Source organism: Acidovorax sp., from assembly GCF_027492855.1.
Classification (GTDB): domain Bacteria; phylum Pseudomonadota; class Gammaproteobacteria; order Burkholderiales; family Burkholderiaceae_C; genus Acidovorax.
The window spans coordinates 1-22,298 of sequence record NZ_JAPUDY010000025.1; the positions used below are offsets into that span (position 1 = coordinate 1).

Annotated in this window: 22 protein-coding genes and 1 pseudogene; 12 read left to right on the forward strand and 11 right to left on the reverse strand. The window is 64.3% G+C overall.

The annotated features are described in order from the left end of the window. Together Q0105_RS04600 and Q0105_RS04605 are read left to right on the forward strand one after the other, a co-directional pair. Positions 1 to 482: pseudogene (locus Q0105_RS04600) on the forward strand (translational GTPase TypA); the annotation flags it as partial. Between the two features lie 153 nt (positions 483 to 635). After that, on the forward strand, positions 636 to 1,730 hold the full coding sequence (locus Q0105_RS04605) for an enoyl-CoA hydratase/isomerase family protein (protein ID WP_298209215.1): 1,095 nt from the start codon (positions 636 to 638) through the stop codon (positions 1,728 to 1,730). Here Q0105_RS04605 and Q0105_RS04610 read toward each other — a convergent pair. The 8 genes from Q0105_RS04610 to Q0105_RS04645 form a co-directional block, all read right to left on the reverse strand. Next, entirely contained in the window at positions 1,727 to 2,299 is a 573-nt protein-coding gene (locus Q0105_RS04610; protein WP_298209217.1) for a Sua5/YciO/YrdC/YwlC family protein, read from the reverse strand. The two genes, Q0105_RS04605 and Q0105_RS04610, sit on opposite strands and share 4 nt — an antisense overlap. A gap of 10 nt (positions 2,300 to 2,309) precedes the next feature. Further along, on the reverse strand, positions 2,310 to 3,074 hold the full coding sequence (locus Q0105_RS04615) for an amino acid ABC transporter ATP-binding protein (RefSeq protein ID WP_298209219.1): 765 nt from the start codon (positions 3,072 to 3,074) through the stop codon (positions 2,310 to 2,312). A gap of 20 nt (positions 3,075 to 3,094) precedes the next feature. Continuing rightward, entirely contained in the window at positions 3,095 to 3,754 is a 660-nt protein-coding gene (locus Q0105_RS04620) for an amino acid ABC transporter permease (protein WP_298209222.1), read from the reverse strand. Positions 3,755 to 3,764: 10 nt separating this feature from the next. Then, complete coding sequence (locus Q0105_RS04625; RefSeq protein WP_298209224.1) at positions 3,765 to 4,442, reverse strand: amino acid ABC transporter permease; 678 nt, start codon at positions 4,440 to 4,442, stop codon at positions 3,765 to 3,767. 65 nt (positions 4,443 to 4,507) lie between these two features. Continuing rightward, positions 4,508 to 5,302, reverse strand: coding sequence for a 3-oxoacyl-ACP reductase family protein (locus Q0105_RS04630; protein WP_298209226.1), 795 nt, complete (start codon positions 5,300 to 5,302; stop codon positions 4,508 to 4,510). Positions 5,303 to 5,330: 28 nt separating this feature from the next. Beyond that, positions 5,331 to 6,704, reverse strand: coding sequence for a four-carbon acid sugar kinase family protein (locus Q0105_RS04635; RefSeq protein WP_298209228.1), 1,374 nt, complete (start codon positions 6,702 to 6,704; stop codon positions 5,331 to 5,333). Next, the gene (locus Q0105_RS04640; RefSeq protein ID WP_298209230.1) at positions 6,701 to 7,960 is read right to left on the reverse strand and encodes a ribulose-bisphosphate carboxylase large subunit family protein; all 1,260 of its coding nucleotides are present in this window, start codon (positions 7,958 to 7,960) and stop codon (positions 6,701 to 6,703) included. Before Q0105_RS04640 ends, Q0105_RS04635 begins: the two co-directional genes overlap by 4 nt. An 88-nt stretch (positions 7,961 to 8,048) precedes the next feature. Next, complete coding sequence (locus tag Q0105_RS04645) at positions 8,049 to 8,849, reverse strand: transporter substrate-binding domain-containing protein (RefSeq protein ID WP_298209231.1); 801 nt, start codon at positions 8,847 to 8,849, stop codon at positions 8,049 to 8,051. Positions 8,850 to 9,082: 233 nt separating this feature from the next. Between Q0105_RS04645 and Q0105_RS04650 the strand changes: the two genes are divergently transcribed. Further along, a complete protein-coding gene (locus Q0105_RS04650; protein WP_298209233.1) occupies positions 9,083 to 10,009 on the forward strand; it encodes a LysR substrate-binding domain-containing protein in 927 nt (308 codons plus the stop codon). A gap of 41 nt (positions 10,010 to 10,050) precedes the next feature. Here the strand turns inward: Q0105_RS04650 and smpB are convergent, their stop codons facing one another. Next, positions 10,051 to 10,524, reverse strand: coding sequence for an SsrA-binding protein SmpB (gene smpB, locus Q0105_RS04655; RefSeq protein WP_298209235.1), 474 nt, complete (start codon positions 10,522 to 10,524; stop codon positions 10,051 to 10,053). A 122-nt stretch (positions 10,525 to 10,646) separates the two neighbouring features. On the opposite strand from smpB, the gene Q0105_RS04660 reads away from it, so the two are divergent. Further along, positions 10,647 to 11,087, forward strand: a complete 441-nt coding sequence (locus Q0105_RS04660; protein WP_298209237.1) for a type II toxin-antitoxin system RatA family toxin — start codon at positions 10,647 to 10,649, stop codon at positions 11,085 to 11,087. Next, positions 11,080 to 11,436 carry an RnfH family protein gene (locus Q0105_RS04665; protein ID WP_298209239.1) on the forward strand — a complete coding sequence of 119 codons (357 nt, stop codon included), beginning with the start codon at positions 11,080 to 11,082 and terminating at the stop codon, positions 11,434 to 11,436. Before Q0105_RS04660 ends, Q0105_RS04665 begins: the two co-directional genes overlap by 8 nt. A gap of 114 nt (positions 11,437 to 11,550) precedes the next feature. Here Q0105_RS04665 and Q0105_RS04670 read toward each other — a convergent pair whose 3' ends face one another. Further along, the gene (locus tag Q0105_RS04670) at positions 11,551 to 12,102 is read right to left on the reverse strand and encodes a DUF4124 domain-containing protein (protein WP_298209241.1); all 552 of its coding nucleotides are present in this window, start codon (positions 12,100 to 12,102) and stop codon (positions 11,551 to 11,553) included. 178 nt (positions 12,103 to 12,280) lie between these two features. Here Q0105_RS04670 and guaB point away from each other — a divergent pair, with 178 nt between their 5' ends. The 5 genes from guaB to Q0105_RS04695 all read left to right on the forward strand — a co-directional run bounded on the left by guaB (position 12,281) and on the right by Q0105_RS04695 (position 17,276). Further along, a complete protein-coding gene (guaB, locus tag Q0105_RS04675) occupies positions 12,281 to 13,756 on the forward strand; it encodes an IMP dehydrogenase (protein WP_298209243.1) in 1,476 nt (491 codons plus the stop codon). Positions 13,757 to 13,850: 94 nt separating this feature from the next. Then, the gene (locus Q0105_RS04680) at positions 13,851 to 14,108 is read left to right on the forward strand and encodes a type II toxin-antitoxin system prevent-host-death family antitoxin (protein WP_298209245.1); all 258 of its coding nucleotides are present in this window, start codon (positions 13,851 to 13,853) and stop codon (positions 14,106 to 14,108) included. Beyond that, a complete protein-coding gene (locus Q0105_RS04685; RefSeq protein ID WP_298209247.1) occupies positions 14,105 to 14,539 on the forward strand; it encodes a type II toxin-antitoxin system VapC family toxin in 435 nt (144 codons plus the stop codon). The genes Q0105_RS04680 and Q0105_RS04685 overlap by 4 nt, the downstream gene beginning before the upstream one ends. A gap of 15 nt (positions 14,540 to 14,554) precedes the next feature. Next, positions 14,555 to 16,174, forward strand: coding sequence for a glutamine-hydrolyzing GMP synthase (gene guaA / locus Q0105_RS04690; RefSeq protein ID WP_298209249.1), 1,620 nt, complete (start codon positions 14,555 to 14,557; stop codon positions 16,172 to 16,174). Between the two features lie 31 nt (positions 16,175 to 16,205). Beyond that, positions 16,206 to 17,276, forward strand: coding sequence for a DUF6352 family protein (locus tag Q0105_RS04695; RefSeq protein ID WP_298209251.1), 1,071 nt, complete (start codon positions 16,206 to 16,208; stop codon positions 17,274 to 17,276). Positions 17,277 to 17,377: 101 nt separating this feature from the next. Here Q0105_RS04695 and putA read toward each other — a convergent pair whose 3' ends face one another. Continuing rightward, on the reverse strand, positions 17,378 to 21,133 hold the full coding sequence (gene putA, locus Q0105_RS04700) for a trifunctional transcriptional regulator/proline dehydrogenase/L-glutamate gamma-semialdehyde dehydrogenase (RefSeq protein WP_298209252.1): 3,756 nt from the start codon (positions 21,131 to 21,133) through the stop codon (positions 17,378 to 17,380). Positions 21,134 to 21,261: 128 nt separating this feature from the next. Here putA and Q0105_RS04705 point away from each other — a divergent pair, with 128 nt between their 5' ends. Then, on the forward strand, positions 21,262 to 21,735 hold the full coding sequence (locus Q0105_RS04705) for an Lrp/AsnC ligand binding domain-containing protein (protein ID WP_298209256.1): 474 nt from the start codon (positions 21,262 to 21,264) through the stop codon (positions 21,733 to 21,735). A 179-nt stretch (positions 21,736 to 21,914) separates the two neighbouring features. Further along, positions 21,915 to 22,211 (forward strand): hypothetical protein, encoded by a 297-nt coding sequence (locus Q0105_RS04710; protein ID WP_298209254.1) that lies wholly within the window; start codon positions 21,915 to 21,917, stop codon positions 22,209 to 22,211. Positions 22,212 to 22,298: the final 87 nt, after the last annotated feature.

Sequence of the window (22,298 nt, forward strand, 5' to 3'; positions counted from 1 at the left end):
TCCCGGCCCGTGGCCTGATCGGTTTCACCAACGAATTCCTGAACCTGACGCGCGGTTCCGGCCTCATCAGCAACATCTTCGACAGCTACGAGCCACACAAGGGCGACATCGGCGGCCGCAAGAACGGCGTGCTGATCTCCATGGACGACGGTGAAATCTTCACCTACGCCCTGGGCAAGCTCGACGACCGTGGCCGCATGTTCGTGAAGGCCAACGACCCTGTGTACGAAGGCATGATCGTCGGTATCCACAGCCGCGACAACGATCTGGTGGTGAACGCCACGCGCACCAAGCAGCTCACCAACTTCCGCGTGTCCGGCAAGGAAGACGCGATCAAGATCACGCCCCCGATCGACCTCACGCTCGAATACGGCGTGGAGTTCATCGAGGACGACGAACTGGTCGAGATCACGCCCAAGTCCGTGCGCCTGCGCAAGCGCCACTTGACCGAGAACGAGCGCAAGCGCGCTTCCCGTTCCTGATCGGCTGGAGCGCTCACAAAGCGTTCTGACAACACGGCCTAAAAGGGCCACTGCGGCGCAGTGGCCCTTTTTGCATTGCACGGTAGACGGATGGGTGGGCGACACGGCGCGCCACTGGTTTTTAATAGATAGTCATGTTGAAAGGAACCAAAAATGACGGAGACGGTTGTATCGGAAGTGCTGGGTGAAGTGCGTGGCCAGGTGGGTTTCATCACCCTGAACCGCCCGCGTGCGCTCAATGCCCTGTCGCTGGGCATGGTGCGCGACCTGATGGGCGTCCTGCTGGCCTGGCAGAACGATGCACGCGTGTTGGCAGTGGCGATCCGCGGCAGCAACAAGGAAGGCCCCTTTGGCGCCTTCTGCGCGGGCGGTGACATCCGCTTTCTGCACCAGGCGGGCAGCCAGGGCAATCCGCAGTTGGAGGATTTCTTCACCGAGGAATACGCCCTCAACCACCTGATCCACAACTACGGCAAGCCCTACATCGCCTTCATGGACGGTATCGTGATGGGCGGCGGCATGGGCATCAGCCAGGGCGCTGCGCTGCGCGTGGTGACCGAGCGCACAAAGATGGCCATGCCCGAAACGGCCATCGGCCTGTTCCCCGACGTGGGCGGCGGCTATTTTCTGAGCCGTTGCCCCGGCCGCGTGGGCGAGTGGCTGGCGCTGACGGGTGACACCATCGGTGCAGGCGACGCCATCGACAGCCTTCTGGCCGACGGCTGCCTGCCGTCAGACCAGCAAGCCGCCGTATGGGATGCCCTGGGCACGCAGAGCTTTGCCAGCGGCGCCGCCATCAAGGACTTTGTTGCTTCTAAATTTGTAGCTACTAGCGCAAGTGGAATAAGCGCTAGAGGTCAAATTGATCAATATTTTGCGTTGCCTACCGTGGGCGACATCGTGCGGGCGTTGGAAGTCGCCGACACCGATTGGGCGCGCACCACTGCCGCTACGCTGCGCAAGCGCTCGCCGCTGATGCTGTACGTGGTGCTGGAGCAGATCCGCCGCGCGCGCGACATAGGCCTGGCCGATGACCTGCGCATGGAGCGCGACATGGTGCGCCACTGCTTTTATCTGCGCCCTGGTCAAAGCGAAACGGTGGAGGGCATTCGCGCCCTGGCCGTGGACAAGGACCACACGCCGAAGTGGAACCCCGGCCGCATCGAAGACGTGACACCCGAGATGGTGGCGCCATTTTTTGCCAGCCCCTGGCCAGCGCACGCGCACCCGTTGGCGGCCTTGCGCTAACGTATCGTCCGACCCGTCAGGGCGTCGCGAATCTGGGTCGGCTGATCCAGCCCGCCCAGGGGCGCATCGAGAATTCCGTCCAGTTCGGCGCCAGGGAATTGGCGTTCGACCTCTGCAGCGCTGCGCGCCGGGGGCGCGCCGTGCAGGTTGGCGCTGGTGGATACCAGGGCTCCGCCGAAAGCGCGGCACAGTGCAGCCGCAGGCGCGTGGGCGGTGATGCGCACCGCAATGCCGTCGTGGATGCCGGTGACCGCGCTGGGCGATCCCGGTGCGCGCGGCAGCACCCAGGTTGCGGGGCCAGGCCAGGTGGCGCGCACGGCGGCGCACTGCAGTGGCGTCAGGCGTGACCAATCCACAAAAGGCTGCAACTGCTGCTCGTTGGCAGCGATCAACAAAAAGCCCTGCGCAGGGTCTCTGCGTTTGATCTTGTAAAGCCGCTCCACGGCGGCATCGCTGAACGGATCGCAGCCCAGGCCGAACACCGCCTCGGTGGGGTAGGCAATGACGCCTGCGCTGGCAAGCCGCTGTGCAAGCGCGCCGAGGTCCGCGAGCGAATAGGTCCGGGGCATGGGCTGCAGATTACAGGTCGTGTGCCAGAAATTCCTTGAGCTCTGGCGTGGCTGGTTGGTCCAGGATGCTGGCGGGGCCGATCTCCCAGACCTTGCCCTGGTGCATGAACACCACCTGGTCGGCAATGCGGCGGGCAAAGTTCATCTCGTGTGTCACCAGCACCATGGTCATGCCGTCTTCGGCCAGGCGCTCGATCACGCGCAGCACTTCGCCGGTGAGCTGCGGATCCAGGGCAGACGTCACCTCGTCAAACAGCATCACCTTGGGCTGCATCGCCAGCGACCGGGCGATGGCCGCGCGCTGCTGCTGTCCGCCAGACAACTGCTCGGGGTAGGCGTCGAACTTTTCAGACAGCCCCACCTGTTTCAGGCTTTGCCGGGCCAGCTCGGTCGCTTGGGCCTTGGGCAACTTCTTGACGCTGCGCGGGGCCAGTGAGATGTTCTCGGCGATCGTGAGGTGCGGGAACAGGTTGTAGCTTTGGAACACGATGCCCACGGCCAGGCGCAACTGGCGCAGGTCGAGCTGCGGGCTGGTAACCACATGGCCGCAGACCTCGATATGGCCTTGCTGAACCTGCTCGAGCCGGTTGATGCAGCGCAGCGCCGTGCTTTTGCCAGAGCCGGAGCGGCCGATCAACACTGTGACCCCGCCGCGCTGCACCTGAAAGCTCACGCCCTTGAGCACCTCGGTCTGGCCAAAACTTTTGTGAACGTCGCGCAGCACCACGATGTCGTCATGTGCTGGCTCATTGGTTTTTTGGGTCATCGTGTCCATCGTTTCATTCTGTGTAGAACTCATGCACTGCGCACGCCGCGCGCCATCCGAAGCTCCAGTCGGCGGCTGAGGGCGGACAACGGGTAGCAGAGCAGGAAGTAGATCAGCGCCACGAACGAGAAGGTGATGAAGGGCTGGAACGTGGAGTTGTTGATGAGCTGGCCCGCGCGCGTGAGATCGACAAAACTCACCGCCGAGGCCAGCGAGGTGTTCTTGATGATCTGTACCATGAAGCCCACCGTGCCCGGCGTGGCGATGCGCACGGCCTGCGGAATGATCACCTTGAACATGCGCTGTGCGCTGCTGAGGCCCAGGCACTCGGCGGCCTCCCACTGCGCCTGGGGAACGGCCTGGATGCTGCCACGCCAGAACTCACCCAGGTAGGCCCCCACCCACACCGTCATCGACAGCGTGGCCGCCCACAGCGGTGACACGGGGACACCGATGGCGGGCAGGCCGAAATAGCCCACGAACATGATGACCAGCAGCGGAATGCCCTGGATCATCTGGATGTAGCCCGCCGCCAGGCTGCGCAGCCATGGCTGGCGCGAAACCCGGCACAGGGCGATGAGCAGGCCCATGAGCCCGCCGCCTACGAAGGCGCAGAGCGACAGCACAATCGTCCACAAGGCGCCTTGCAGCAGAAATTGGATATGGATCAGTCCGAAACTGGGGGTCATGGCGTGTGTCCTACAGCGGTGTGCCCAAGCGGCGGCGGCGAGGAAAAATCACCAACCCGATCAACCAGAAGGCGATGCGCATGGCGATGGCCAGCACGAGGTAGATGACCCCGATCACGACATAGGTCTCCATGGGACGGAACGTTGCGCCCTGGATGTAGTTGGCATTGCCGGTGAGCTCGGCCACAGAGATCTGCGATGTGATGGACGAGGCCAGCATCAGCAAAATGAACTGGCTGGTGAGCGAGGGATAGACACGCTCCACCGCAGGGCGCAGCACCACGTGCCAGTACACCTGCAGCCGCGACAGGCCCAGGCACTCGGCGGCCTCCCACTGGCCCGCATGCACCGAGTTGAACCCGGCGCGCATGATCTCGCCGGTGTAGGCCCCCACGTTGATGGTCAGCGCGATGATGGCCACCGAAAACGCGTTCAGCGTGATGCCCACCGACGAGAGGCCAAAGAACACGAGAAAGATCTGCACCAGAAAGGGCGTGTTGCGGATGGCCTCGACGTAGCAGGCGCACAGCGTGGACAGCCACTGGATGCGTGAATTGCGGCCCACCGCGCACAGCGTGCCGATCAAGAAACCGAGCACCGTGGCCGACGCCGCCAGTTTGATCGTCACCCACGCGCCGTCCAGCAGCATTTGCCGCAGCTCGAACACGGGCGAAAAGTCCAATGGCATTGCGTGTCTCCTTGTCGTTGTTGTCTTGCATGGCCGGGTGTGCGGCCATGCGCTGTTGCAGGTTGTCAGCCTGCCGCGCTGGGCGGGCTCTTGCGGCCGCCGAACATCAGCCCCGCCACCCGGAAGCCGCCATCCACGTTGAGGGTGTGGCCTTGCACGTAGCGCGCCTCGTCAGAGCACAGAAACACGGCGGCATCACCGATTTCCTCGGGCGTACCGTAGCGCACCATGGGAATCAGGTAGTTGTAGGCCGCGCGTGTGGCCGCGTCGTGTGCGGTGGCGGCCATTTCGGTTTCGATGGCGCCGGGGGCGATGTTGTTCACGTTGATACCGTACTCCGACAGCTCCACGGCCATCACCTTGGTCAGCAGTTCCAGCCCGGCCTTGGCGGCGCCGTATGCGGCCCGGCCATTGCCGCCGCGCTGGCCCGAGAGCGAGGCAATGCTGATGATCTTGCCGCCATGGCCTTGGGCCACCATCTGCTTGGCACAGGCCTGGGCCACGATGAATGCGCCGGTCAGGTTGATGTCGATGGTGCGGTTCCAAAGCTCCAGCGTGGTTTCCAGGAACGGCGTGTTGCCACCGATGCCCGCGTTGTTGATGAGGATGTCGAGCCGCCCCCACTGCGCAGTCACGTCCTTGAGCAGTGCGGCCACCGAATTCGCGTCCACAACGTTCACCGCAAAGCCCTGGGCCTGTGCGCCGGTTTCCCGCAGCTTGGCGGCCGCCATGTTGGCGCCCTGGGCGTTGATGTCGGCGATGGCAATGACGGCGCCTTCGCGTGCGAGGGCCGAGGCAATGGCAAAACCGATGCCGCGTGCGCCACCGGTGATGAGGGCGATTTTTCCTTGGAGTCTCATGGTGTGGTTCCTTTTTGAGAAGGGCAAACTAGCGTGCATCTCGCACGGCTGCAAAAAAGTCGGGCGCGCCGGTCTGGCCGCCCTTGAGGGCCATTTCCAGGCCATCAATGGCCGGGTCGCTCGAATGCGCCCGGCACAGCGGAACGCCGGGCGACAGGGGGGCGATGGCGGAGAGCGCGTCAATGTCCAGCCGCGAAGCCGCGTGGCTGGAGGTGTCTCCGCCCGAGATCACCACGCGCCGCAGGCCCCGCTGGCGCACGAGCGCGTTGAGGATGTCCCCCAGCGCTACCGCGAGGCGCTCGTTCACCACCGAAATCGGGGTGCCGCTGGCCTGTACGGCCGCGCGGAATGCCGACACCCGAGGGTCATCGGGTCCGGCGGCGGTGTAGATCAAGGGGCTGCGCCCCTGGTCAAGCGCCGTCAACGCGGCCTGGGTGGCGCGTTCAATTTCGGCGGCGAAGCGTGGCGCATCGACCGCCAGCGCCACATCCAGCGCAATCGGCTCAAAGCCATGCTCTGCAGCGTGGCGGATTTGCGCGGCAGTGATGGGCGACACCGACCCCGACACCGCAGCAATGCGCTCGACCTGGCGGCCCGCGGTGGGTGTTGATGTGGGCGCCACCAGCCCAGCGCCCCGCCAATAGGCCACCAGCGCCTGCTCAACGCCTTGCGAGCCGACGACGAACTGGCGGGCATCGCCCTGGTTCGAGCGCTCCCAGATAAGGCGACCGGCTTCTCGCAGTGTTTCGGCGTCCAGCACGTCCAGCGACACGATGGCCGCGCCACGGTCGAGCTCTTGCGCAAGCTGCGCATCGGCGCCGCCCCGCTTCATGGTGGCGAAATCGACCAGGCCCACGCGCAGGTCGGTTTGGTTTACCAGGTGCCGGCCCAGATCAGACTCGTGCATGGGCGTGGTGGGGTGGGCCGACATGGTGGGGTGGCGATCAAGCCGGTAGCCCACGCCACTCGCATGGGCGAACAGGTGGCCAAAGGCCTGGAAGCGCCCCATGCCGGGGTCGGAGACCACCAACGGAATCCAGCCGGGAAACGCACGCTGGCCCAGCTCGGCCGCACGCCCGATGTTGCCGATATGGGGTGCCGAGTCGAACGTCGAGCACACCTTGTAGTGGATGACCGGCGCACCGATCTGGCGCAGCAGTTCGTAGATGGGCGGCAGGTGCTCGTCCATCCATCCGGGTGTGCGCGAGCGGGCCACCCCGGCAATCCCGATGGCGCGGTAGCCTGCCAGCTGCGACAGGCGCTCGGGCGTTGGCGGCTTCAGGAACAGGATGGTTTCCAGGCCCGCAAAGGCCAGCACCTCCATGGCTGCGGACGATCCGGTGAAGTCGTCGCCGTAGAAGGCCACGAGCGGCCCCTGGGGCAGTGGGCGGGCCTGGCTCATGTGGCCAGCTCCATGGCCGATTGCAGCGCGGGGTGGGTGCGGGCGTAGTCCGCCTGCGCCACGCCTTGCAATGCGGCGTCCCAGGCCTCGCGCAGGGCGCTCACGCCAGCGCCGGGGCCACCAGGGTGCGCCAAAATGCCGCCCCCCGCCGTGACGATGAGGTTGGGTGACTGCAGCGCGGCATAGGTGCCGGGCACCTGCTTGACGCCTTGTCCGGATGAAAAAACCGGCATCACCGTGCAGGGCTTGTTCGGAAACAGCGGGGTCAGGCAAGACTGCGCGGCTTCGATCACGCTCTCATCGGCCTCTGAGAATTTGTTGGCCAGTCCATTGACATGCATGTGGTCCACACCGACCAGCCGCCAAATCTTGCTCCAGGCCACGAACGACCAGCCCAGCATGGGATGGCGCGAGAGATAGCCCCAGCCATTGCGGTGCGCGTGGATGGGAAGCTGCGAGAACTTGGCCAACTCGATCATGCCCGACAGGCCCACCGAGTTGATGCTGGCCATCAGGCAGGTGGCGCCATGCCGCAGCAGCACGTCGTGGCGGCGCTTCATTTCGTCCATGTCGCCGGTGAGGTTGAAGGCATACATCGGCTTCTTGCCGGTGCGGTCGGCGCAGGCGTTGATCTCGCGCATCACCGATGCCACGCGGTCGTTGAAGGGGCAGTAGCTGCCATCCGCCTGCAATTCGTCGTCTTTGATGAAATCGATGCCTGCGGCGCAGAGCTGGGCGACCAGGGCTGCGGTCTCCTCGGCAGAGAAGCCGACGCTGGGCTTGATGATGGTGCCTATCAATGGTCGGCCCTGCACGCCCGCAAGCCGCCGGGTGCCATCGACACCAAATTTGGGGCCGGGGTAGGCGGCTGCGAATGGTTCGGGCATGCGGATGTCCAGGATCCGCAGGCCGCTGACCTGGCGCAGTTCAAAAAGGTTGCCTGCCACCGTCGCCATCAGGTTGGGCAGCGATGGCCCCACCGTCTCCAAGGGCCACGACAGCGTGAGCTTGGCGCGCACCAGCCGCTCATTGCCCGGCATGGGCCGCGATGTTGGCAGCGAGCGCTGGCCGATGAACTGGTCGAGAACCTCCAGATTCACGACCCGCGCAGCCGAACGTTCGCGCAGTTCGGGGGTTTCGCCAGGAACGCGGACAAAGGTTCCGCTGGACTGTTCTCCGGCGATGGTGTCTGCGGTCTTTTGCAGATCCTCGGGCGTTTCGAGCAGGTAGTCCGCCTCAATACGGTGCTGGTGCATGGAAATGTCCATTGGTTGAAAGCGGCGCTGCGCGTGAATCGACATGGGCCTGCGAAAAGCGGCCCTGGTGGAGCTGTCCCTTGCTCCCTTACTGAAGGATTTCGGCCGGGATGTCGATGCCGTGGTACTTCTTGTAGATCGTGTTCAGTTTGCCGTTCTTGGCGTTGGCCGCGATCCACTCATTGAGCTTGGCGAGCATCTGTGCCTCGCCCTTCTTCACGGCCATGGCGATGGGGAACTGGTTGATCGTGAACTTGGCTTCGAATGGGCGATTGGCCGAGCGCTGGTTGATGGCCTTCATCTGGGGATCAGCCAGGCCCAGGTAGGTGGCCTGGCCCGACACTGCCGCCGTGATGGCCGTGGCGTCGTCATCAAACCGAACCACGGTGAAGCCTTCGGCGGCGGACTTGGCGGTGAGTGCTAAATCCTGCGTGGTGCTGCGAACCACGGCGATGGACTTGCCCTTCAGGTCGCTCCAGGCCTTGACGCTTTTTTCATCCACCGGCGCAATCACGGTGGTGCGGATGAACGAGTAAGGGCTGGTGAAATCAACCACCTTCTTGCGCTCGTCGGTCACGGACAGCGACGAGATCACCACGTCGGCCTTGTCGGTGTTGATGTTGGGAATGCGCGTGGGCCCCGTGGTGTTGATGAACTCCAGCGTAGCGCCCCAGTCGGCGGCCAGGGCCTTGGCGATCTCCACGTCCGAGCCCGTGGGCTGCAGCGCAGCGTCCATCATGCCGAACGGCGGAATGCCCATGTCGGTGGCTACCCGGATCATTTTTTTGCCTTGGACGTTGCCAAGCACGTCTGCGTTGGCCGCAGGGGAAATGAACAGTGCCATGGCAGCCAAGGCTGCGAAGTCGAAGTGACGGCGATTGAGTTTCATCTTTGTCTCCTATGCGTGGTGGTGTCGAAACCTTTTGCGCTTGTATGAGTTCACATCACAGAATTCGTCTCTCTCGCAAAGACCATTCCTTATCGGAAGGGTTGGCTTGCAAAAGCGAGGGTTAACCATCAAAGCCTGCGAATGACCCCATGAAAGCGTCTAGATGTGAACGCAGTTTAGACAGGATCGGCAGGTTTTACACTTCACTTCTCAGTGCCTATCTGTGAGTTTTTATGACACCTATTCATGTTGCGCCTGCGCTGGAGAGTCGACCAAGGCTGCCGCTGAACGCACTCCGCGCGTTTGAAGCCACCGCGCGGCTTGGCTCCATGAGCGCGGCGGCCCAGGAGCTTTGCGTGACGCATGGCGCCATCAGTCGGCATGTGCATGCATTGGAAGAGCAGTTTGGTGCCCCGCTGCTGCATCGGTTGCCGAGGTCGGTTGCGGCGACTCCGGAGGGCGCTGCATTGGCGAGTCAGCTCTCCGAGGCATTCCGGCTCATGCGGGAGGCCGTAGCGCGGTTGGCGCCTGGTCCGCTCACGCTGTCATGTTCCGCAACCATCATGACGAAGTGGTTGATTCCCCGCTTGAGCGATTTCAAGCGCGCGCACCCCGGTGTCGAGATCCGCCTCAACATGACCCACGGCGAGGTGAATTTCGTACAGGATCAGATCAGCCTGGCCATACGCACCAGCATGAACCGGGCGCCCCAGGACGTGGTGATAGAGCCATTGCTGCGGGAGCAGATCGGCCCTGTGTGCCACCCTGAATATCTTGCGCGCGTGGGGATTTCTTCCGTCGCGTCACTCGCGCGGGCGCGCATTCTTGAAACGGCAACGCGCCCTCAGGCATGGGAGGAATGGGCGGCGCTGATGGGCAGCAGCGACATCGAGCTGGCGGCGCATGAGCGCTATGAGCATTTCTATTTGGTGATCGAGGCCGCGGTGGCGCAGTTGGGCGTTGCGCTGGCGCCGCGCTACGTGGTCGAAAAAGAAATCGCATCAGGGCAACTGGTTGCCCCTTTTGGCTTCGTCGAAAGCGCGCACACGCTGAACCTGTGGATCGCCCCGCACGAGCGCTTGCGGGATGACGTCAAAAAACTGGCCGCTTGGATCAAGAAACGCATGAGCGTGTTCGTTGATGACGCGCCCCGCGGATGAAGTGACAGCCGTGTGCAGCGTGCGCAGTGAGGCAATCAGAATCAGCGATTGCGGCTCTTCATGGCGCGTTCTACCTCGCGCTTGCCTTCGCGGTCCTTGATGGTGTCGCGCTTGTCGTGCTCGGCCTTGCCTTTGGCCAGGGCGATTTCGCACTTCACGAAACCGTTTTTCCAGTGCAGGTTCAGCGGCACCAGGGTGTAGCCTTTTTGCTCGACTTTGCCGATCAGGCGCTTGATGTCGTCCTTCTTGAGCAGGAGCTTCTTGGTGCGCGCCGACTCTGGATTGACGTGGGTGGAGGCGGTCTTGAGCGGGTTGATCAGGCAGCCCAGCAGGTACAGCTCTCCTTCACGGATCAGCACATAGCCGTCGGTCAATTGGACCTTGCCTTCGCGCAGCGCCTTGACCTCCCAGCCGTGCAGCACCATGCCCGCCTCGTGGCGCTCTTCGAAGAAATAGTTGAAGGCCGCTTTTTTATTGTCGGCAATGCGGGACGTGGGATCGGGTTTTTTGGCCATGGGGTTAGATGCGGTGACATTCGGGAGATAAAAGGCCTCCCTACAATGAATGGTTGTCAACTCGCAGAGCCGCGATTCTAATTTCTCCCCCGCTTGCGTAGCCCAGCGTAGGCATCGTCTGCATGAAAACTGTTCAAAAGTCCGTCCTCATCTGGTATAGCCCCGAAGAAATGTTTGCCCTCGTCACCGATGTGGCGCACTACCCGGAGTTTTTGCCGTGGTGTGACCGCGCCGCCGTGCTGGAGCAGCACGCGGACGGGATGACAGCCGAGGTGGGCATTGCCTTGGGAGGTATCCGCCAGACCTTTGTAACGCGCAATACGCACGAGGCAGGGCGGCGCGTGCAAATGCACCTGGTGAAAGGACCGTTCTCGCGCCTGGACGGCGACTGGCATTTCCACCCGGTGGGAGACGGCCAGCAGCGCGCTTGCAAGGTCGAGCTGCTGCTTCACTACGGCTTTGACAATGCGGCGCTGGCCGCCCTGGTGGGGCCTGTGTTTGATCGCATTGCAGGCAGCATGGTCGATGCGTTCGTGAAGCGGGCCGAGCAGGTGTATGGCTGAGAGGGGTCCTTTACAGGTCACGGTGGTCGTCTGCGTGGCGCCGCGCGAGACGCGCGAATGGACCTTGTCGTTGCCTGCCGGTGCCACGGTGGCAGACGCCTTGCGCGGCTGCGGCGCGATTCCTGCGCCATTGGCTGGGGAAGCGGCGGACGAAGGCCTGCTTTCGATAGGGGTATGGGGTCGCGCTGCGGCGCTGGATGCGCCGTTGCGGCACCTGGACCGTGTGGAGGTCTATCGCCCTCTGAAGGTGGACCCCAAGGTGGCCCGCCGCGAACGTTTTGCGCGCCAGGGCGCTCGCTCCACGGGGCTGTTTGCGCGCCAGCGGCCAGGGGGCAAGTCGGGCTACTGACCAGCAAGGCAAGGCCGACCGCCTGCGCGAAGGGGCATGGGCCGTTTTTCATCGCCCCAAAAAAACAAACCCTGGCGCACTTGCGTGCGGCCAGGGCAGGGCGGGAAGACCGGGTTAGCGTGCGCAGTCCGAGGAGATGATCCCTTCAATGCGTTTGGTTTCGGCCGCGCGGGCAGGGCCATCTAGGAAAATGCGCTCGCCCTGGGCGTTGGGCTGGGTAATGGGCTTTCCGCTATCGAACGCAGCCTTGGCTGCACGGGCGCGGGTGCAGTTTTCAGCCTTGGCCTTGGCGATTTTTTCGTCCTCCGCCTTCTTCTTGGCGGCTTCTGCGGCTTCGGCCTGGGCCTTTTTCTCTTCCAGCTCCTTGTCCTTGCCGCTGCCTGGGGCGCTGGCAGCCAGCTTGGGGGCGGGTGCTGCCGCGGCAGCGGGCGTTGCCGCTGCGGCGCCTGGTGCGCCGTCCGCAGCAGGTTGGGCGGTGGCGGGCGCTGAGCGCGCTGCGGAGCTGCCCCCTGGCTGTTTCAGGATGTTCTTTTCCGGAATTTCCTGTGGCGGGGGACGGTCGCTAAAGACTTTGCGCCCATCCTTGTCGATCCACTGCCATTGCGCTGCCGCGCCCATGGCCCAGGTGCAGGCCACGGCCAGCAGGAGAATCTTGTGCATTTTCATGCGGGGAAGTTTATCCGCGTGGCCCGCCACCCGCCAGTGCAGGAAGGATGAGCGGCAGCCATGGGCCGACGCCCTGCGCAGTGGGCTCTATCGGTGCGCGGGCGAAGGCTGAGGTTATTGGCACGTCGGCTTTCTGCCACACGCGGCGCGGGTACAATCCGTTTTTTGGAGCTTTCTCATGCGCCTTCTTGGAAAAGCGCTCACCTTCGACGATGTGTTGCTGGTGCCAGCGTACTCCCAGGTCCTGCCCAAGGACACGTCCCTAGCGACGAAACTCTCCCGCAATATCCAACTGAACCTGCCGCTCGTGTCCGCCGCCATGGACACCGTGACCGAGGCGCGCTTGGCCATCGCCATTGCCCAGGAGGGCGGCATCGGCATCGTGCACAAAAACCTCACGGCGCAAGAGCAGGCCGCCCACGTGTCCAAGGTCAAGCGCTACGAGTCCGGCGTGCTGCGCGACCCTGTGGTCATCACCCCCGAGCACACGGTGCTGCAGGTGCTGCAACTGTCCGAGCAGTTGGGCATTTCGGGCTTTCCGGTGTGCGATGGCGGCAAGGTGGTCGGCATCGTCACGGGCCGCGACCTGCGTTTTGAGACGCGCTACGACGTCAAGGTCCACCAGATCATGACCCCGCGCGAGAAGCTCATCACGGTCAACGAAAAGGATGGCACCTCGCCAGCCCAGGCCAAGGCGCTGCTCAACAAACACAAGCTGGAGCGCATCCTGGTCGTGAACGACGCCTTTGAGCTCAAGGGCCTTATCACGGTGAAGGACATCACCAAGCAGACCAGCTTTCCTAACGCAGCGCGCGACGCCGCTGGCCGCCTGCGCGTGGGCGCGGCCGTGGGCGTGGGCGAGGGCACTGAAGAACGCGTTGAGGCCCTGGTCAAGGCCGGTGTCGATGCCATCGTGGTGGACACCGCCCACGGCCACAGCAAGGGCGTGATCGACCGCGTGCGTTGGGTTAAGCAGAACTATCCGCAAATCGACGTGATCGGCGGCAACATAGCCACCGGCGCTGCTGCGCTGGCGTTGGTGGAAGCCGGTGCGGACGCAGTCAAGGTCGGTATCGGCCCAGGCTCCATCTGCACCACCCGCATTGTGGCGGGCGTGGGCGTGCCGCAGATCATGGCCATCGACAGCGTGGCCACCGCGCTCAAGGGCACAGGCGTGCCACTGATTGCCGACGGCGGTATCCGCTACAGCGGCGACATCTCCAAGGCACTGGCCGCTGGTGCTGGCACGGTGATGATGGGCGGCATGTTCGCGGGCACCGAAGAGGCGCCGGGCGAAGTTATCCTGTTCCAGGGCCGCAGCTACAAGAGCTACCGCGGCATGGGCAGCATTGGCGCGATGCAGCAGGGCAGCGCCGACCGTTACTTCCAGGAGTCGAGCACCGGCAACCCCAATGCCGACAAACTGGTGCCCGAAGGCATCGAAGGCCGCGTGCCCTACAAAGGCTCCATGGTTTCCATCGTGTACCAGATGGCGGGCGGCGTGCGTGCCTCAATGGGCTACTGCGGCTGCGCCACGATCGAAGAGATGAACAACAAGGCCGAGTTCGTCGAGATCACCACCGCTGGCATCCGCGAAAGCCATGTGCATGACGTGCAGATCACCAAAGAAGCGCCGAACTACCGGGCTGATTGATCTTCTGCAGAGCTAATCTGGCCTGATTGAAAAAATCTGGTCAGAATGATATAGTCTGGTCTGAATTCATCATTCAGGCCAGACTTTTTTGTTTATGCAATCCGTCGGTATCTATGAAGCGAAGAGCAGATTCTCTGCCTTGATCGAACTGGTCGAGCAGGGCGAGGAAGTGCGCATCACCCGCCATGGCAAAGAGGTGGTTCGCATGCTGCCCGTGCGCCGCCGCCCGGTGATTTCCGACGAGCAGATCGCGCGCGAGCTGGGCCAGATGGATGCGCTGCATGCCAGCATCCAGCCTGCAGGGTCATCGACGGTGGACGGCCTGCGCCACACGGGGCGGAGCACCGCATGACCGCTTTTGTGCTCGACGCCTCCGTCACCGCTGCCTGGCTGCTGCCCGATGCGGCCAGCGACCACACCCGCCGCCTGTACACCCTGATTCGCCGCGACGAGGTCGAGCCCCAGGCGCCCAACCTCTGGCACTGGGAGTGCAACAACATCCTTGCCAGCGGCGTGAACAGCGGGCGTATTCCCGCTGCATCCGTCGAAGGCTTGTGGGGAGTGCTTGAAGCCATTCGCCATCGGGTGGAGCTGCATGAGCTGGCCCCCGCCCAGTACAAGGCCGTGCTCGACGTAGCGCTCGAAACCGGTCTGCCTACTTTCGATGCCGCCTATTTATGGTTGGCACGCTCGCTGCGCCTGCCTTTGGCCACTTTCGACCCTCACCAGGCCGCTGCTGCTGAGCGCAGCGGCGTACCGCTTTTCGACCTCTCCCGCCTCTGACGACGAACCACCACCATGCAACACCAGAAAATCCTCATCCTCGATTTCGGCTCGCAAGTCACCCAGCTCATCGCCCGCCGCGTGCGCGAAGCCAATGTGTACTGCGAAGTGCATCCCTGCGACGTGACCGACGAATGGGTGCGCGACTATGCCAAGGACGGTTCGCTCAAGGGCATCATCCTGTCGGGCAGCCACGCCAGCGTGACCGAGGAGAGCACGGACCGCGCACCCCAGGCCGTGTTCGACCTGGGCCTGCCCGTGCTGGGCATCTGCTACGGCATGCAAACTATGGCGCAACAACTGGGCGGCAAGGTCGAAACCGGCCACAAGCGCGAGTTCGGTTTTGCGGCTGTGCGCGCACGCGGCCACACGGCACTGCTCAAGGACATCGCCGACTTCACCACCCCTGAAGGCCACGGCATGCTCAACGTGTGGATGAGCCACGGCGACAAGGTCACCGAACTGCCCCCGGGCTTCAAGCTTATGGCCAGCACCGATAGCTGCCCTATCGCAGGCATGGCCGACGAAGACCGGCGCTTCTACGCCGTGCAGTTCCATCCCGAAGTCACGCACACCGTGCAGGGCAGGGCGCTGCTTGACCGCTTCGTGCTCGGCATCTGTGCTACCCGTCCCGACTGGGTCATGCGCGACCACATCGCCGAAGCCGTGGAGCAGATCCGCGCGCTGGTGGGTGATGAAGAAGTGATCCTGGGCCTCTCGGGCGGTGTGGATTCGTCCGTGGCTGCCGCACTGATCCACCGCGCCATCGGCGACCAGCTCACCTGCGTGTTCGTCGACCATGGCCTCTTGCGCCTGAACGAGGGCGACATGGTCATGGACATGTTCGTCGGCAAGCTGCACGCGAAGGTCATCCGTGTCGATGCGAGCGACCTCTTCCTGGGTAAGCTGGCAGGCGTGAGCGAGCCCGAAGCCAAGCGCAAGATCATCGGCGGCTTGTTCGTCGACGTGTTCAAGTCCGAAGCCGCCAAGCTCAAGGCAGCAGGCCATGGAGCCAAAGGTGCGACGTTTCTGGCGCAGGGCACCATCTACCCCGACGTGATCGAATCCGGCGGCGCCAAAAGCAAGAAGGCCGTCACCATCAAGAGCCACCACAACGTGGGCGGTCTGCCCGAGCAATTGGGTCTCAAGCTATTGGAGCCCTTGCGCGACCTGTTCAAGGACGAAGTGCGCGAACTGGGCGTGGCCCTGGGCCTGCCGCCCGAAATGGTCTACCGCCACCCCTTCCCCGGCCCCGGCCTGGGCGTGCGCATCCTGGGTGAGGTGAAAAAGGAATACGCCGACCTGCTGCGCCGCGCCGACGCGATTTTTATCGAAGAGCTGCGCAACCATGTGGACGAGGCCACCGGCAAGACCTGGTACGACCTCACCAGCCAGGCCTTCACCGTCTTTTTGCCCGTGAAAAGCGTGGGCGTGATGGGCGACGGCCGTACCTACGATTACGTGGTCGCCCTGCGCGCCGTGCAAACCAGCGACTTCATGACCGCCGACTGGGCCGAGCTGCCGTATGCCCTCCTCAAGAAGGTATCGGGCCGCATCATCAACGAAGTGCGCGGCATTAACCGTGTGACGTACGACGTAAGCAGCAAGCCGCCAGCGACGATTGAGTGGGAATGATCCATCCTTCGAATCCCCATCGCACTGCCGTATGACGGTTACGCATGATTTCTGGCCCGGCAGCGGCTACCAGGCGCTAACCCACAATGAGCGCGGCTGGCTGGTGCCCACCGAAGCCTATGTGCGTACCCTGCTGGCACGGCCTGAACTGGCCTTGGTGCCAGAGTCGTGCGCGGCCGAAGTGGCTTTGCATGAGGCTTTGCAGGCAGCGCCGCTCAGGTCCGTGCCCGCCGCTGAATTGGCCGCCGTGCAGGACGACGACGCGCGCGAGAACTACGCCGTGTTTCTGCGTTTTCGCGATGGTTTGCTGGTGGCGGGGACGCTGGAGGCTTACTACCTGCAGCTCATGCGCAGCGGGGCGGTGAATGTGCCTGCGGTGTTCATCGACGCCGTGGTGCAGGCGCTGCTGCGCAACGTGCTGGACGATTGCAACGACGCCCTGGAGGCGCGCGCCGCCGAGATGCTGTTCCGCCCCCAGCGCATCACGCAGCACCAAGGCCAGATGCTGGCGGGCGACCGTGCGACGCTGGACATGCTCAATGAGACGGCGGGCCTGGGCGAGGTGGGGCGCTTGTTGCTGCAAAGCGGCGCATTGCAGCCCACCGCGCAGGTACAGGTGCTGACGGCCGACAACGCTGTGGATTATTGGCGGGCGAGTGATCGTCACCATTTTCTGCTCGACCTGACCCATGAACTGACGCAGGACCTGAGCCACGGCCTGACGCTCAAGATGACCCGCGCTCGCTCGGGTTTGAAGGCCCTGGCCCGTGTTTTGGAGCGCTGGGTGGCGCACCTGCTGGGCGTGCAGGTGTCGATCGAACCCGTGCACCAGGTCACCGACAGCGCCTGGCGCTGGCATGTGGGGCTGGATGTGGAATCCACCGCCATCCTCAACGATCTGTATCAAGACCACCCGGTCGATGCCGACCGCATGCAGCGCCTGGTGAGCCTGTTCACCCTGACCTTTGCCAACCCCGCCGAGATGCGCGCCGATGTGGCGGGCAAGCCGGTGTACCTGGGGCTGGCGACCAACGCCGAGGGCGTGGTGCGCATCAAACCGCAGAACCTGCTGCTGAATCTGCCGTTGGCATCTTTGTCTTGATTTGCAATTGAATTGATAGCTGCTAGCGCTTTATCTATAAGCGCTAGCAGCATTTTTATTAAAATTTTCTCCCCGGTGGATGGCAGTTCTCCGTCTGGCACTCACCCAATCGTCATCAAGCTCGCATTCCCCCCCGCCGCTGCCGTGTTCACGCTCAGCGCGCGTTCGATCAGCAGGCGCTCCAGGGGGATGTCCACCGCGCCGGGTGGCAGTGCCGTCACGCCCACGATGGGGCCAGCACGGCGGGTGAGGGCGGTGCATGTGGCCTCTAGCGATGCGGTGTCGCCGTGGTGCAGCACGGCGTCCAGTTCTACCGTGCCGTCGGTGAGGGCGTTGTCTTGCAAGGCGATTTGCGCCTGCACCAGCGCGGGCAGTTGCGTGCGCAGGCTGGCTTGGGCGGTGGGCCACAGGGCGGTGCCGCCGGTGGCGAGCACGGCGGCGGTTTGCACCAGCAGGTCGTCGGCGCTATGCGCCAGGCACAGCACGCGGGTGCGCGGGGCCAGGGTGTAGGCGTTGCGTTCGCCCGTGGGGCCGGGCAGGGTGCGGGTGGTGCCGCTTTGGGTTTCTTGCGCGAAGCGTTGGCAGGTGCTGGCGAGCGCTGGTTGGTTTTGTGCCTGCGCCCATTGCTGAAAGGTGGCGAGGGGCGCCAGCAGGCGTTCGCGCGCGGCGCCTTCAGGCGGGGTGTTGCGGTCGGCTTCGGCAAAGGTGCGGGCCAGTGCGTCGGCCGGGCGCTCTGACAGCAGGCGCAGCAGGTACAGCGGCCCGCCTGCCTTGGGGCCCGTGCCCGACAGGCCTTCGCCGCCAAACGGCTGCACGCCCACCACGGCGCCGACCATGTTGCGGTTCACGTAGACGTTGCCAGCGTGCGCACGGTTCACCACGCGGGCAATGGTTTCGTCGATGCGGGTGTGCACGCCTTGCGTGAGGCCGTAGCCGGTGGCGTTGATCTGGTTGAGCAATTGGTCGAGATTGTTGCGGGCGTAGCGCACCAAGTGCAGCACGGGGCCGAAGACTTCGCGCTGCAGCTCGCTGATGTGGTTGAGCTCGATGAGTGTGGGCGGCACGAAGGTGCCAACAGCGCCATTGGCGCCATCGGCGGCCAGGTGCTGCGGGTGTTGGAACACGCGGTGGCCCTTGGCCTTGAGCGCCTCGATGTGGGTGGTGATGCCCGCTTGTGCTTCGGCGTCGATCACCGGCCCCACGTCCACGCACAGCGCGCCGGGGTTGCCCAGTTGCAGCTCGCCCATTGCGCCCTGCAGCATCTCGACCACGCGGTCGGCGGCTTCTTCTTGCACGCACAGCACGCGCAGGGCCGAGCAGCGCTGGCCCGCGCTGTCAAACGCGGACGACACGGCGTCGCCCACCACCTGTTCGACCAGGGCGGACGAGTCCACGATCATCGCGTTCTGTCCGCCGGTCTCGGCAATCAGCGGAATAGGGCGGCCTGCGGCATCAAGCCGCCCGGCCAGGGTGCGTTGCAGGATACGCGCCACTTCGGTGGAGCCGGTGAACATTACGCCCATCACACGGGCGTCGCCAATCAGGCGTGCGCCCACGGTTTCGCCCTGGCCGGGCAGCAATTGCACGGCGGCACGGGGCACACCGGCTTGCCACAGCAGGCGCACCGCCTCGGCGGCGATCAGCGGGGTTTGCTCGGCGGGCTTGGCCAGCACGGGGTTGCCTGCGGCCAGCGCCGCCGCGACCTGGCCCATGAAGATGGCGAGCGGGAAGTTCCAGGGGCTGATGCAGGCCACGGGGCCCAGGGGGATGTGGGTGGCGTTGTTGAAGGTGCTTTGAACCTGGGCGGCGTAGTAGCGCAAGAAGTCCACGGCCTCGCGCACCTCGGCCACGGCGTTGCTGGCGCTTTTGCCCGCTTCGCGCATCAGCAGGCCCAGCAGGGGCAACATGCGGGCTTCGAGCAGATCGGCGGTGGCGAGCAGCGCGGCGGCGCGCTCGGCAGGCGGCGTGGCGGCCCAGGGGGCTGCGGCGGCCTGGGCGTTGGCCAGTGCCTGGTCCACATCGGCGGTGGTGGCTTCTTGCACCTGGCCCACCACGTCGCTGTGGTTGGCGGGGTTGCGCACGGGTTGGGTGGGGCCGGTGGGGGCGTTGGTGCCCAGCAGCGGGCCTGCCGTCCAGGCATATGCCGCAGTGGCTTGCAACGCTGCGGCCAGCGCGGTCAGTGTGTTCTCGTTCGACAGGTCCAGCCCGCGCGAGTTGGCGCGGTGGGGGCCGTACAGGCCCTGGGGCGTGGCAATGCGGGGGTGGGGCAGGCCTGCGGCGCCTTCCACGGCGGCCTGCTGGTCCACCACCTGCACGGGGCTCTTCACCAGTTCGTCGAGCGCAATGGTTTCGTCGGCAATGCGGTTCACGAACGAGGTGTTGGCGCCGTTTTCGAGCAGGCGGCGCACCAGGTAGGCCAGCAGTGTTTCGTGCGTGCCCACGGGGGCGTAGATGCGGCAGGGGCGGCCCAATTTACCGGCAGAAAGGGCACCCACCACTTGCTCGTACAGCGGCTCGCCCATGCCGTGCAGGCATTGGAATTCGTACTGCCCCGCGTAGTAGTTGCTGCCCGCCATTTGATAGACGGTGGCCACCGTTTCGGCGTTGTGCGTGGCGAACTGGGGGTAGATGGCCTCGGGCGCGGCCAGCAGTTTTTTGGCGCAGGCGATATACGAAATGTCGGTGTGCACCTTGCGGGTGTACACCGGGTAGTCGGTGAGCCCATCGACCTGGGCGCGCTTGATTTCGCTGTCCCAGTAGGCGCCCTTGACCAGGCGCACCATCAGGCGGCGCTGGGTGCTGCGGGCGAGTTGAACCACGTAGTCGATGACGAAGGGGCAGCGTTTTTGGTAAGCCTGGATCACAAAGCCAATGCCGTTCCAGCCCGCAAGCGATGGCTCGTGGCACAGGCGCTCCAGCAGGTCGAGCGACAGCTCCAGCCGGTCGGCTTCTTCGGCGTCGATGTTCAGGCCGATGTCGTATTGCTTGGCCAGCACGGTCAGGCGCAGCACTTGCGGGTACAGCTCGTCCATCACGCGACCAAACTGCGCGCGGCTGTAGCGCGGGTGCAGGGCCGAGAGCTTGATGGAGATGCCCGGCCCTTCGTAGATGCCGCGCCCGGCGGATGCCTTGCCGATCGCGTGAATGGCCTGCTCGTAGGACTGGTAGTAGCGCTGAGCGTCTTCGCTGGTCAGCGCGGCCTCGCCCAGCATGTCGTACGAGTAGCGAAAGCCCTCAGCCTCCATGGTGCGGGCGTTGCGCAGGGCCTCGGCGATGGTTTCGCCGGTCACAAACTGCTCGCCCATCATGCGCATGGCCATGTCCACGCCTTTGCGGATCAGTGGCTCGCCGCCTCGGCCGATCAGGCGGCCCAGCGAGTTGCCCAGGCTGCCTTCGCTGTGTGTAGCCACCAGCTTGCCGGTGATGAGCAGGCCCCAGGTGGCGGCGTTGACGAAGAGGGACGGGCTTTTGCCCAGGTGCGAATCCCACTGGCCGTGGCTGATCTTGTCGCGGATCAGTGCATCGCGCGTGGCCTTGTCGGGGATGCGCAGCAGCGCCTCGGCCAGACACATCAGCGCCACGCCTTCTTGCGACGACAGCGAAAACTCTTGCAGCAACCCCTGCACCAGGCCCGCGCGCCCGGCGCTGGCCTTGCGCTCACGCAGGGCGCCTGCAATGCGCAGTGCCAGTTGCTGGGCCTGGGCGGCCTGCTCTTGCGGCAGCCGGGCCTGGGCCAGCAGCGGGGCCAGGGCTTCGGGCTCGGGGCGGCGGTAGGCGGCGGTGATGGCGGCGCGCAGTGGATTGGAGAGCGGCGTGCGGGGCGCGAAGTCGGCGAACGGAGCGGTGGGCAGCGTCATGGCGGTGTCTTTCAGGGGTTTTTTTGCGGCCAAACGCAGGTTTGGCGTGTTGATGGCGATGATCCTTGGACTTGTGGTGAATAAATATTCGAAAATGACGGTAGTCACAAAATAATTCACTACTCTTCATCGCCATGGAAACCGATCTGGACCGAATCGACCGCAAGATACTGTCAATCCTGCAGGAAGATGGCCGCATTGCCAACCTCAAGCTGGCCGAGGCCGTGGCCCTGTCGCCCACCGCCGTGCTCGCGCGCGTGCAGCGCCTCACGCGCGATGGCTTCATTCTGGGCTACGAGGCACGTTTAAACCCCCTGAAGCTGGGCGCGGGCATGCTGGTGTTTGTGGAGGTGCTGCTCGACCGCACCACGCCCAACGTGTTCGACCAGTTCAAGGCTGCCGTGCAGGTGCACCCCGAAATCATGGAATGCCACATGGTGGCGGGCGGGTTTGACTACCTGCTCAAGACCCGCTCGGCCGACATGAACGCCTACCGTGTGTTTGCGGGCAACGTGCTGTGGCAGTTGCCGGGCGTGCGCGAAACGCGTACCTATGCGGTGATGGAGGAGGTCAAGCACACCAACCACCTGCATTTGCGCTGAGAGCGGCTAGCAAAAACCCTTCTGGCGTCGTTGCCGCGTCTTGTCGTACTAGTCGTACTGCCTGCGACGCAGCGCCTAGCCAGAACCGCTTCGCTGGGTTTTGTTATTCGCTCCAAGAGGCAAAGCCCGCATAATGCCTTGAAGTTATGACGCCAGATTGTTGATTGAGGAGAAGAACCATGACCACCATCCTTCGCTATGCCGCTGCCGCCCTGGTGGCCGCCTTCTTCAGCCAGTCGGCCGCCGCTGCGTGCTACCGGGTGTATGGCCCCGACAAGGAGGTCGTTTACCGCGCGCCCGAGCCGCCGGTCGATATGTCGCGCCAGATCCACGAAACCCTGCCGCTGGTGGCCCCTGGCTCCACGCTGGTGTTCTCGCCCGATGACTTTGGTTGCGAGATCACCGTCAACAAGTTGCCGCTGGCCTCGGCGTCGATGCGTAGCGGCATGCGCCCCGCACGCGCAGACCGGGGCTGAGCCCGCAGGCCGGGGCAGAGGCCGCCGCCGGCCTGAGACAATCGGGGGATGAGCGAACCGAAAGAACTATCCCCCTCGTTTGAACCC